The sequence below is a fragment of the Pseudomonas fluorescens genome (assembly GCF_001307275.1).
In the GTDB taxonomy this organism is placed as follows: Bacteria; Pseudomonadota; Gammaproteobacteria; order Pseudomonadales; family Pseudomonadaceae; genus Aquipseudomonas; species Aquipseudomonas fluorescens_AA.
On sequence record NZ_CP012831.1, the window covers coordinates 4,136,051 to 4,148,129 of the forward strand.

Annotated in this window: 11 protein-coding genes; 8 read left to right on the plus strand and 3 right to left on the minus strand. The window is 60.7% G+C overall.

All coding sequences use genetic code 11. From position 1 onward, the window contains the following. Positions 1-27: 27 nt before the first annotated feature. Entirely contained in the window at positions 28-2,073 is a 2,046-nt protein-coding gene (gene metG / locus AO356_RS18400; protein WP_060740950.1) for a methionine--tRNA ligase, read from the minus strand. A gap of 312 nt (positions 2,074-2,385) precedes the next feature. Between metG and apbC the strand changes: the two genes are divergently transcribed. Then, the gene (apbC, locus tag AO356_RS18405; RefSeq protein WP_060740951.1) at positions 2,386-3,480 is read left to right on the plus strand and encodes an iron-sulfur cluster carrier protein ApbC; all 1,095 of its coding nucleotides are present in this window, start codon (positions 2,386-2,388) and stop codon (positions 3,478-3,480) included. A gap of 162 nt (positions 3,481-3,642) precedes the next feature. Here apbC and AO356_RS18410 read toward each other — a convergent pair whose 3' ends face one another. Beyond that, the gene (locus tag AO356_RS18410; protein WP_060740952.1) at positions 3,643-4,401 is read right to left on the minus strand and encodes an SDR family oxidoreductase; all 759 of its coding nucleotides are present in this window, start codon (positions 4,399-4,401) and stop codon (positions 3,643-3,645) included. Between the two features lie 168 nt (positions 4,402-4,569). Here AO356_RS18410 and AO356_RS18415 point away from each other — a divergent pair, with 168 nt between their 5' ends. The 4 genes from AO356_RS18415 (at position 4,570) to groL (ending at position 8,075) form a co-directional block, all read left to right on the plus strand. Then, the gene (locus tag AO356_RS18415) at positions 4,570-5,301 is read left to right on the plus strand and encodes a HugZ family protein (RefSeq protein ID WP_060740953.1); all 732 of its coding nucleotides are present in this window, start codon (positions 4,570-4,572) and stop codon (positions 5,299-5,301) included. Between the two features lie 66 nt (positions 5,302-5,367). Beyond that, entirely contained in the window at positions 5,368-5,844 is a 477-nt protein-coding gene (locus AO356_RS18420) for an FxsA family protein (RefSeq protein WP_060740954.1), read from the plus strand. 244 nt (positions 5,845-6,088) lie between these two features. Then, positions 6,089-6,382 carry a co-chaperone GroES gene (locus AO356_RS18425; protein ID WP_024619193.1) on the plus strand — a complete coding sequence of 98 codons (294 nt, stop codon included), beginning with the start codon at positions 6,089-6,091 and terminating at the stop codon, positions 6,380-6,382. Positions 6,383-6,431: 49 nt separating this feature from the next. Then, positions 6,432-8,075 carry a chaperonin GroEL gene (gene groL, locus AO356_RS18430; RefSeq protein WP_053124505.1) on the plus strand — a complete coding sequence of 548 codons (1,644 nt, stop codon included), beginning with the start codon at positions 6,432-6,434 and terminating at the stop codon, positions 8,073-8,075. 196 nt (positions 8,076-8,271) lie between these two features. Here groL and AO356_RS18435 read toward each other — a convergent pair whose 3' ends face one another. Beyond that, positions 8,272-9,015, minus strand: a complete 744-nt coding sequence (locus AO356_RS18435) for a phosphatase PAP2 family protein (protein ID WP_060740955.1) — start codon at positions 9,013-9,015, stop codon at positions 8,272-8,274. Positions 9,016-9,342: 327 nt separating this feature from the next. Here AO356_RS18435 and colR point away from each other — a divergent pair, with 327 nt between their 5' ends. From colR to AO356_RS18450, 3 genes are all read left to right on the plus strand, one after another. Further along, on the plus strand, positions 9,343-10,026 hold the full coding sequence (gene colR, locus AO356_RS18440; protein ID WP_025215158.1) for a two-component system response regulator ColR: 684 nt from the start codon (positions 9,343-9,345) through the stop codon (positions 10,024-10,026). After that, a complete protein-coding gene (locus tag AO356_RS18445; protein ID WP_060740956.1) occupies positions 10,016-11,293 on the plus strand; it encodes a sensor histidine kinase in 1,278 nt (425 codons plus the stop codon). The genes colR and AO356_RS18445 overlap by 11 nt, the downstream gene beginning before the upstream one ends. A gap of 113 nt (positions 11,294-11,406) precedes the next feature. After that, a complete protein-coding gene (locus AO356_RS18450; protein WP_060740957.1) occupies positions 11,407-12,075 on the plus strand; it encodes a class I SAM-dependent methyltransferase in 669 nt (222 codons plus the stop codon). Positions 12,076-12,079: the final 4 nt, after the last annotated feature.

Consider the following 12,079-nt stretch of genomic DNA (forward strand, 5'->3'; position numbering starts at 1 on the left):
GTGGGATCGGTGCAGCACGCGGTCGCGTTACTTGATCCGCTGGCCCGGCTTGGCGCCGCTGTCAGGGCTCAACAGGTAGATTTCCTCGCCACCGGGGCCTGCCGCCATCACCATGCCTTCGGAGATGCCGAAGCGCATTTTGCGCGGCTTGAGGTTGGCGATCATCATCGTCAACCGACCTTCGAGCTTGGCCGGGTCCGGGTAGGCACTCTTGATGCCGGAGAACACGTTGCGTTGCTCATCGCCGATGTCCAGGGTCAGGCGCAGCAGCTTGTCGGCCCCTTCGACGGCCTCGGCCTTGAGGATCAGCGCCACGCGCAGGTCAACGGCGGCGAAAGCGTCGAAGTCGATTTCCGGCGACAACGGATCCTTGGTCAACTCACCGTTGCCGGTCGGGCCGCCGGTGTCGGTCTGGCTGGCGGCCAGGTCTTCCTTGGAGGCGTCGATCATGGCTTGGACCTTGGTGGCATCGATACGGGTCATCAACGGCTTGAATGCGTTCAGTTGATGGTTGCTCAGCAGTGTCTGGTGGTCGTTCCAGGTCAGCGGCGCGACGTTCAGGAACGCTTCGGCATCAGCGGCCAGCAACGGCAGTACCGGCTTGAGGAAGATCACCAACTGGCGGAACAGGTTGATGCCCAAGGCGCAGATGGCCTGGACTTCGTCCTGCTTGCCTTCCTGCTTGGCCAGCGACCACGGGGCCTTGTCGGCGATCCAGGCATTGGCGCGGTCGGCCAGGGCCATGATTTCGCGCATGGCGCGGGCAAAGTCGCGGCTCTCGTAGGCGTCGGCGATGCTGGGTGCCGCCGCCAGGAAAGCGTCGGTCAGTTCCGGCGCGGCGTTACCGGCGACCAGGACCCCGGCGTTGCCCTTGTGGATGAACCCGGCGCAACGGCTGGCAATGTTGACGACCTTGCCCACCAGGTCGGAGTTGACCTTCTGCACGAAGTCTTCGAGGTTCAGGTCCAGGTCGTCGACGCCGCGGCCGAGCTTGGACGCGTAGTAGTAGCGCAGGTATTCCGGCGACAGGTGGTCCAGGTAGGTCCGGGCCTTGATGAAGGTGCCGCGGGACTTGGACATCTTCTGGCCATTGACGGTCAGGTAGCCGTGGACGTTGATGCCGGTCGGCTTGCGGAAACCGGCGCCTTCGAGCATGGCGGGCCAGAACAGCGCATGGAAGTTGACGATGTCCTTGCCGATGAAGTGATACACCTCGGCCGTGGAGTCCTTGCCCCAGAACGCGTCGAAGTCCAGCTCAGGCGTGCGGTCGCAAAGGTTCTTGAAGCTCGCCATGTAGCCGATGGGCGCATCCAGCCACACGTAGAAATACTTGCCGGGCTCGCCGGGGATTTCGAAGCCGAAGTACGGCGCATCGCGGGAGATGTCCCACTCTTGCAGGCCGGAGTCGAGCCATTCGGCGAGCTTGTTGGCCACCGCGTCGTGCAACGTGCCGCTGCGGGTCCAGGTTTGCAGCATTTCCTGGAAATCCGGCAGCTTGAAGAAGAAATGCTGGGAGTCCCTGAGCACCGGGGTGGCGCCGGAAATCGCCGATTTCGGGTCTTTCAGGTCGGTCGGTGCGTAGGTGGCGCCGCATTTTTCGCAGTTGTCGCCGTACTGGTCTTCGGTGCCGCATTTCGGGCAGGTGCCCTTGATGAAGCGGTCGGCCAGGAACATGTTCTTTTCCGGGTCGAAATACTGGGTGACCGAACGGGTGGCGATGTGCCCGGCGTCACGCAGCTTCAGGTAGATCTGGCTCGACAGCTCACGGTTTTCTTCGGCGTGAGTGGAGTGGAAGTTGTCGAAGTCCACCAGGAACTCGGCAAAGTCGGCGCTGTGTTCGGCCTGGACGTTGGCGATCAGTTGCTCCGGGGTGATGCCTTCCTTTTCCGCGCGCAGCATGATGGCCGAACCGTGGGCGTCGTCGGCGCAGACATAGATGCACTGGTTGCCGCGATGTTTCTGGAAGCGCGTCCACATATCGGTCTGGATGTATTCCAGCATATGGCCGAGGTGAATCGAACCATTGGCATAGGGCAGGGCGCTGGTGACGAGAATCTTGCGTGGCTCGGACATGGGGCTCGGCTACTTGATGAAACGGAGGTCGGCCACTATAAAGCGCCGGGAAATATATTTCACCCCACTGGCCTGTTTCCGCATGCATCGGTTGGGAACGGCGAAAGGCCTGAGCCAGGCACAATCTGTGGCGAGGGGATTGTGGGAGCAAAGCTTGCTCGCGAAACGGGCACCTCGATTTCTGAAAGACCGCATCGCCTGCATCGCGGGCAAGCCTTGCTCCCACACAGCGGGAGCAAGCTCCCTCGCCACACAAGCAGGCTCGGCGTAGGATAGCGGCCTGTTTTTCAAGTCTTGCTATCGGAGTTGCCCATGAGCGCCGTCAACCGCGCAGCGGTGGAAACCGTCCTTCGCCAGTACACCGACCCCTACCTGAACCAGGACCCGGTCAGCGCCGGATGCGTGCGCGCCATCGACATCCAGGGCGATCGCGTCAGTGTCCAGCTGGAAATCGGCTACGCCGCCGACCTGTTCAAGAGCGGCTGGGCGCAGATGCTGCAAATGGCGATCGAAGGCCTCGACGGCGTGACCGCCGCGACAGTCCAGGTCACCAGCGTGATCGCTGCCCATAAGGCTCAGGCGCAGGTGCCGGGGCTGGCCAACGTCAAGAACGTGATCGCCGTGGCCTCGGGCAAGGGCGGCGTGGGCAAGTCCACCACCGCCGCCAACCTGGCCCTGGCCCTGGCCCGTGAAGGGGCGAAGGTCGGGATTCTCGACGCGGACATCTACGGCCCGAGCCAGGGCATCATGTTCGGGATCGCCGAGGGCACCCGGCCGCAGATCAAGGACCAGAAGTGGTTCGTGCCGCTGCAATCCCATGGCGTGGAAGTCATGTCCATGGCCTTCCTGACCGACGACAACACGCCGATGGTCTGGCGCGGACCGATGGTTTCCGGGGCCTTGCTGCAACTGGTCACGCAAACCGCGTGGGGCGACCTGGATTACCTGGTGATCGACATGCCGCCGGGCACCGGCGATATCCAGCTGACCCTGGCGCAGAAAGTCCCGGTGGCCGGTGCGGTGATCGTCACCACCCCCCAGGACCTGGCCCTGCTGGACGCGCGCAAGGGCGTGGAGATGTTCCGCAAGGTGAACATCCCTGTGCTGGGCGTGGTAGAGAACATGGCCGTGCACATCTGCTCCAATTGCGGACATGCCGAGCACCTGTTCGGCGAAGGTGGCGGGGAAAAGCTGGCGACCCAGTACGGCGTCGAACTGCTGGCTTCGCTGCCGCTGTCGATGGTGATCCGCGAACAGGCCGACGGCGGCAAACCGACGGTCATCGCCGAACCGGACAGCCAGATCGCCATGGTCTATCAGGAACTGGCCCGCCATGTGGGCGCGCGGATAGTGTTGCAGGAGGCCGCTTCACCGGCGATGCCGAACATCACCGTCAGCGACGATTGATCGACTGAACTGCAGTCTTATGTGGGAGCAAGCCTGTGGGAGCACAGCTTGCTCGCGATGACGGCTTCACCTACAACACATCTGTTGGCCTTAGAATCGCTATCGCGAGCAAGCTGTGCTCCCACAGGCCCGCTCCCACATTTCATTTGGTTTGCGCTGACCTTAGATCCGCAACCCGCCATCCATCTCCAAGATCCGCCCGGTGTAGTAGTCATTCTCGAAGATATACGCCGCCGAATGGGCGATCTCCTCGGGCTTGCCCATGCGCTTGAGCGGAATCCCCGAGGTCATTTTCTCCAGGGCTTCGGGTTTCATGCCCAGGGTCATCTCGGTTTCGATGAAGCCCGGTGCGATGCCGGCGACACGGATGCCGTAGCGCGCCAGTTCCTTCGCCCAGGTCACGGTGGCGGCGGCCACACCGGCCTTGGCGGCCGAATAGTTGGTCTGGCCGACATTGCCGGCGCGGGAAATCGACGAGATATTGATGATGGCGCCGCTGTTCTTCAGTTCGACCATTTTCGCCGCCACTTCACGGGTGCACAGGAACACGCCGGTGAGGTTGACGTCGATCACGGCCTGCCACTGGGCCAGGCTCATCTTGGTCATTTCGCCGTCCTTGACCTTGAGCAGCAGGCCATCGCGCAGGATCCCGGCGTTGTTGATCAGGCCGTGGATCGCGCCGAAGTCCTCGGCCACCCGGGCAACCATGTCGATCACCTGATCTTCATTGGCGACATTGCACAAGTAGGCGCGGGCCTCGACGCCCTTGGCTGCGCAGGCGGCCACCGCCTGGTCGAGTTTTTCCTGGTTGAGGTCCACCAGCGCCAGCTTTGCGCCTTTGTCGGCGAAATACTCGGCCATGGAGCGGCCCAGGCCCTGGCAACCGCCGGTGATAATGATTACTTTGTCAGTGAGTTGCATTCTCATGTTCCAGATGGCGCAGCGGTGGAGGGGGGACCTGTTGGGAGGTTTCTCGAATTTGTGACGGTGCAGCCCGACTGCACACGCGAACTGTCCCCTAGGTGTATCGGAACATTACTCCAGTCGCCCGACCGTTTTCTAGACGGATTTCATAAAAGGAGTCATAAATTGAGCGTTGAAGCTGCCAGACATGCCCGGGAACTGCTGCTCAAGGAATACCGTGGAATGCTCTCCACTCATTCCAAATCCATGCCCGGCTTTCCGTTCGGCTCCGTCGTCCCGTATTGCCTGGACGCACAAGGCTGGCCGCTGATCCTGATCAGCCGCATTGCCCAGCACACTCACAATCTGCAAAAAGACCCCAAGTGTTCGATGCTGGTGGGCGAGCGCGGTGCCGAGGATGTCCAGGCGGTGGGGCGCCTGACCTATCTGGCCGAAGCCCGGAAGCTCGAAGACAGCGCCGCCATCGAAGCGGCCGCCGAGCGTTATTACCGCTATTTCCCTGACTCGCAGAACTACCACAAGGCCCATGATTTCGATTTCTGGGTGCTCGAGCCGGTGCGCCATCGCTACATCGGCGGCTTTGGCGCCATTCACTGGATCGACCGGCTCACCCTGGCCAACCCCTTCGCCGGCAAAGCCGAAGCCAGCATGATCGAGCACATGAACGCCGATCACGCCAAAGCCATCGCCCATTACGTGGAACTGGCCGGCCTGCCGAAAAGCGAACCGGCGCAACTGGTGGGCATCGACAGCGAGGGCATGCACCTGCGCATTGGCCAGGGCCTGCACTGGCTGGCGTTTGCGGCACCTTGCAACACGCCGACACAAGTGCGCGAAGCCTTGGTTTACTTGGCTCACGCCGAGCAATGGCCAAAAAATGCCGAGGCCGACGCTTGAATTCACGAAAGGGCGACGTCATTTAAGGTTTCATAGCAAGGCATTCTTGCGTTGAGGAACCATTTGATGCGCCCTTTTTTGTTGCTCTTTCTGCTGTTTCCGGTGTTGGAGCTGTTCGTATTCGTCAAGGTCAGCGGTGCGATCGGGTTTTTCCCGGCGCTGTTGCTGGTCATTCTCGGCTCGATGCTCGGCGTGTTCGTGCTGCGCATCGCCGGCCTCGCCACGGCATTGCGTGCCCGTGAAAGCCTGAACCGTGGCGAGCTGCCTGCCCAGACCATGCTCGAAGGCCTGATGCTGGCATTGGGTGGCGGCCTGTTGATCCTGCCAGGCTTTATCAGCGACGTGCTGGGCCTGGTCATGCTGTTGCCGTTCACCCGTCGGTTGCTGGCCAATAAAATGCGCCAGCGCGCCGAAGAGCAGGCGATGCGCCAGCGGGCCTTCGCCGATGACCTGCAGCCCCGTGGCGGGCCGGCTCCGCGAGAACCCCTGGGCCGTGAGCCCAACGTGATCGAAGGCGAATTCGAACATCGCGACCCCAAGTAAAAAACCGCGACACGGCACCTTCGGGTGCCGTGTTCGTTTTCGGCTCCGAGAAGTAAAAAATTTCATGCCCTGCCCTTGTAATCGCCTTGTGCGCCCTTATGTATGGGTCACCGCAAGGTTTCCGGTGGCAACACCGGACAGACTTCCGCGGTTCGCTTGACGAACCGCACCCGGCACAGCCGGATTCGTTAAACCCGCCGGGACTACACCGGCCGATGAAAACCACAATTAGGAGAGATCGACAATGAAGCTTCGTCCTCTGCATGACCGCGTCGTCGTCCGTCGCAGCGAAGAAGAAAAGAAAACCGCTGGCGGTATCGTCCTGCCAGGTTCGGCTGCTGAAAAGCCAAACCAGGGTGAAGTCCTCGCTGTAGGCCCAGGCAAGGCCCTGGAAAACGGTGAAGTACGTGCGCTGTCCGTGAAAGTGGGTGACAAGGTTGTGTTCGGCCCTTACTCCGGTAGCAACACTGTGAAAGTTGATGGCGAAGACCTGCTGGTTATCGGCGAGAGCGAAATTCTCGCTGTTGTCGAAGGCTGATTTCCCGCTCATTTTCCCGCGACTACAAAGTATTTAAGGAATATCGATCATGGCTGCTAAAGAAGTTAAATTCGGCGATTCCGCCCGCAAGAAAATGCTCGCCGGTGTCAACGTCCTGGCTGACGCAGTAAAAGCGACCCTGGGCCCGAAAGGCCGTAACGTGATCATCGAGAAGAGCTTCGGCGCTCCGACCATCACCAAGGACGGCGTTTCCGTAGCCAAGGAAATCGAGCTGAAAGATCGCTTCGAAAACATGGGCGCGCAGCTGGTCAAAGACGTTGCCTCCCGTGCCAACGATGACGCCGGTGACGGCACCACCACCGCGACCGTACTGGCTCAGTCGATCGTCAACGAAGGCCTGAAAGCCGTCGCTGCCGGCATGAACCCGATGGACCTCAAGCGCGGCATCGACAAGGCGACCATCGCCATTGTCAAAGAGCTCAAAGCCCTGTCCAAGCCATGCGCTGACACCAAGGCGATCGCTCAGGTCGGCACCATCTCCGCCAACTCCGACAACTCCATCGGCGACATCATTGCCGAAGCCATGGAAAAAGTCGGTAAAGAAGGCGTGATCACCGTTGAAGAAGGCTCGGGCCTGGAAAACGAACTGTCGGTTGTTGAAGGCATGCAGTTCGACCGTGGCTACCTGTCCCCGTACTTCGTCAACAAGCCGGACACCATGACCGCCGAGCTCGACGGCCCGCTGATCCTGCTGGTGGACAAGAAGATCTCCAACATCCGCGAAATGCTGCCCGTGCTGGAAGCCGTTGCCAAAGCCGGTCGCCCACTGCTGATCGTGGCTGAAGACGTTGAAGGCGAAGCCCTGGCGACTCTGGTTGTGAACAACATGCGTGGCATCGTTAAAGTCGCAGCCGTCAAGGCTCCAGGCTTCGGCGACCGTCGCAAGGCCATGCTGCAGGACATCGCCGTACTGACCGGCGGTACCGTTATCTCCGAAGAGATCGGCCTGAGCCTGGAAAGCACCACCCTGGAGCACCTGGGTAACGCCAAGCGCGTGATCCTGTCCAAGGAAAACACCACCGTGATCGACGGTGCCGGCGTCGAGGCTGACATCCAGGCTCGCGTGACCCAGATCCGCGCACAAGTGGCCGAGACTTCGTCCGACTACGACCGTGAAAAGCTGCAAGAGCGTCTGGCCAAGCTGTCCGGCGGCGTTGCAGTGATCAAGGTCGGTGCAGGTTCCGAAGTTGAAATGAAAGAGAAGAAAGCCCGCGTTGAAGACGCCCTGCACGCTACCCGCGCAGCCGTCGAAGAAGGCGTGGTACCTGGCGGTGGCGTGGCACTGGTTCGTGCCCTGCAAGCCATCAGCGAACTCAAAGGCGACAACGATGACCAGAACGTGGGCATCCAGTTGCTGCGTCGCGCGGTAGAAGCACCGCTGCGCCAGATCGTTGCCAACTCCGGTGACGAGCCAAGCGTTGTGGTCGACAAGGTCAAGCAGGGTTCGGGTAACTACGGTTACAACGCTGCTACCGGCGAATACGGCGACATGATCGAAATGGGTATCCTGGACCCGGCCAAAGTGACTCGTTCGGCTCTGCAAGCGGCTTCGTCGATTGCCAGCCTGATGATCACCACCGAGGCGATGATCGCTGAAATCAAGGAAGACGCTCCAGCTGGCGGCGGCATGCCAGACATGGGCGGCATGGGTGGCATGGGCGGCATGATGTAAGCCAGCCTTACCCCTGTAGCGAAAAACCCCGCCTGCGAAAGCAAGCGGGGTTTTTTATTGCCTTGGATTCATGAACGAAGCCAATCCCCCTGTGGGAGCGAGCTTGCTCGCGATAGCAGTGTGTCAGTTCATATATCCGGCACTGACCCACCGTTATCGCGAGCAAGCTCGCTCCCACATTGGGATGCGGTTCAGTTCAGGCATTGGCGGGACTGGTGACAGCGACACGCTCGGCCGTGGCGGCCGGTCGGTACAGGATGTAGTAGTAACACCCCAGGCAAATCAGCCAACAGAACACCGCCGTCCACACGTTATGGGAAAAGAAGTGCGCCCCTTGCATCATCCGCCCCAGGGAAAACACCGTGCCCAACGTGAAGGCGAGTACCAAGGCCCGGCGGGCCAGGCGCGGGCGGCGGTCGCGCAGGACGAAGAACAGCGCAAACAATGTGAACCCGGTGGCGGCGTGACCACCGGGCCAGCATCGACCGGGTTTGTCGGTGGCCGGGCGTGGGCTGAGCAGTTCACTGTAGGTTTCCTGGCCGCCGAATTCCTTCAGGCTCCAGGGGCATTGCACCGCCGTCACGGCTTTGATCGGGGTGACGAAAGACGTCGCCAGTGCCAAGGACAGCACCAGGCAACCCAGCTCGCGTTTGAACGGTTTGAGCCGGGCGATGAAAAACGTACCGATGAACCCGAGGATCGCCAGCACGGAGAACGCGATCACCACCTCCTTGGCTCGATCGTGCAGGATGTCCTCCAGAAAAAAACTGTGCCGACCGATAAAACCACCCGCCATCGGGTCGTAAAACAGCTTGGCCACGTCCATGTCCAGGGTGGTCAGTTCCAGCAGCACCAGAACGGCTGCGACAACGGCAGGCAGGCCCAAGGCAACCCGGAAATTCAGCGGCCTGGAAGCGGGGCGGAGGGCGGTGGAGACCATGGCAATACCTTTGATGGGAGTTTTCTTAAGCAGCGCGTTGCGCAGTCTGGCCTGCGCTGCGTTGGGGCGGTGTGAATGTTGGGTGAAAAACTCGTCAATGACCGTGCAGCCCTGTTCCTGGGTGCTTGACCTTTGTGGGAGCGAGCTTGCTCGCGAAAGCGTCGCTACATTCAACATGGATGGCGACTGATCCACCGCATTCGCGAGCAAGCTCGCTCCCACAGGGGACCCGCGCCGCTACGGCGGATACAACCCTAGCCGTGAGCCACGCTTGGCCGTAAGCTGCGCGGGCCAAGCCAGCCGTTAACTGTGTACGCAGAGGTACCCATGCGAATTCTATTGGTCGAAGACAACCGCGACATCCTGGCCAACCTGGCCGATTACCTGGGGCTCAAGGGCTACACCGTCGATTGCGCCCAGGACGGTTTGTCGGGGTTGCACCTGGCGGCGACCGAACATTACGACCTGATCGTGCTCGATATCATGCTGCCAGGCATCGATGGCTACACCTTGTGCAAGCGCCTGCGCGAAGACGCCCGGCGTGATACGCCGGTGATCATGCTCACCGCCCGGGACCAGTTGGACGATCGCCTGCAGGGCTTCAAGTCCGGTGCCGATGATTACCTGATCAAACCGTTCGCTTTGTCGGAACTGGCGGCGCGGATCGAAGCCGTCATGCGTCGAGCCCAGGGCGGTGGCCGGCGGGCCTTGCAGGTCGGCGACCTGAGCTACGACCTCGATACCCTCGAAGTGACGCGCGAAGGCAAGCTGCTCAAGCTCAACCCCGTCGGCCTGAAGCTGTTGGCGGTGCTGATGCAGAAAAGTCCCCATGTGCTGCGCCGCGAAATCCTCGAGGAAGCGTTGTGGGGCGACGATTGCCCGGACAGCGACAGCTTGCGCAGCCATGTCCATCAACTGCGCCAGGTCATCGACAAACCTTTCGACAAGCCGTTGTTGCACACCGTGCACGGCGTCGGCTATCGCCTGGCCGAGGGCCGCGATGGAGTTTAAGCAAAGCCTTGCCCAACGGATCATCATCGCGTTTGCGCTGATGAGCGCATTGGTGGCCGGTGCGTTCGCCATGGGCATCGTGGCGACGGTCCATCTGGTGGAAGAGAAACTGATTTCCGCCGGGCTTGGCGGTGATTTGCAACGCCTGCTGTTGATGGACAGTGTCTCGGACTGGAACCATCGGCCGGAACCCGACCAGTTGTTTTATTTCAGCGGCGGCCCGGGGGATTTCGAGTTGCCCAAGGATCTGCGCCATCTGGAGCGCGGTTTCCACGAGGTGTTTCGCGAGCAGTTGTCCTATCACGCCATGGTCGAGATCGTTGACGGTCGGCACTACGTGTTGCTGCAAGACCAGAGCGACTTCGAAGAGCGCGAACGGGTGCTGTTCGCCGTGGTGCTGGTGGGCTTCGTGCTCAGCCTGGCGCTGGCGGTATTTCTGGGCTGGGTCCTGGCCCGCCGGGTGATGGCGCCCGTGGTTCGTCTGGCCCGGCAAGTGCGTCATCGCGATCAGCTTCTGGGGCTCGCGCCGCCGCTGGCCCCGGACTATGCCGCCGATGAGGTGGGTGAACTGGCGGTGGCGTTCGACGCCACACTGGGGCGTTTGCGCCAGGCCTTGACCCGCGAGCGGTTGTTTACCAGCGACGTGAGCCACGAATTGCGCACACCGTTGATGGTCCTGGCGACCTCGTGTGAGTTGCTGTTGGAAAACCCGGCGCTGGATCCGCGCGGGCGTACCCAGGTCGAGCGCATCAATCGGGCCAGTGAAGAGATGCGCGAGCTGGTGCAGACCTTCCTGATGCTCGCCAGGGCCGAGCGTGAAGACAACGGCATGTCGCCTCGGCTGACCCTGGGGCAGGTGGCCGAGAACCTCCTTGGCGTATGGCGTGTGCCCATCGAATCCAAAGGCCTGACGCTGATCTTCGAACCTGGGCAAACCGTCGACACCCTGTATAACGCCACGTTCCTGACGGCCGTGATGGGCAATCTGTTGCGTAACGCCCTGCACTACACCGACCAGGGATTCATCCGCCTTTCGCTGACCACCACCGGATTCGTGGTCGAGGACAGCGGCGTGGGGATCCCGGAGGAGAAGCGCGAAGCGATGTTCGAACCGTTCGTGCGCGGTAACGAAAAACGCGGCGAGGGCTTGGGATTGGGCTTGTCCCTGGTGCAGCGCATTTGCGAAAACCAGGGCTGGACAGTCAGCCTCAGTACGATGGAGCCCAATGGTTGCCATTTCGAAGTGGAATTGAATCCAAAGGGCTAAGCCCCTCTGTTGAAAAGTCTTGTAAATATTGGAGCGTTTACCTGACTTTATTTTCACAAAGGCATGACATTCCGATTCATAAGGTGGGCCGATCAGTCATCGAGGCCCACCTAATGTCCAAACCCATCAAGCTGGAATTTTCTGAAAAATACGACGAGCAGCACGCCAGGGAATATTTTCATAAGCATCGCCGTGGCTTGAGTCGCCGTCTTTCCAACCAGCGAGACCAACAACTGGCCCGGCGTGCATTGGCCCTCGTCGGAGACCCCGGTCTGGTCCTGGACCTGCCCTGCGGTGCCGGGCGCTTCTGGTCTTTGTTGGCCGAAAAGCCGAACCGAGTCATCATCGGCGCCGACAATTCCGAGGCCATGCTCAGTACTGCATTGGAGGCCCAACCGACCGATGTGGTGAAACGGGTACGGCCCTTGCACACTTCTGCGTTCGACATCGCCTTGCCTGATAACGCCGTCGACAGTATTTTTTGTATGCGTTTGTTGCATCACATCGGTGAACCCGCGCATCGATTGGCGATTCTGAAGGAATTCGAGCGTGTCAGCCGTGACAGCGTGATCGTTTCATTGTGGGTCGATGGCAATTTCAAGGCCTGGAAACGCAAGCGTCTGGAGCGCACCCGTGGGCAGAAAGACTACCAGAATCGATTTGTGTTACCGACAGATACAGTAGAGGAAGAGTTTCGACAGGCTGGGTTTCGCATTCAGGAACGGCTGGATTTCCTACCGCTCTATGCCATGTGGCGAGTTTATGTATTACGCAAGAGGTAAGAGC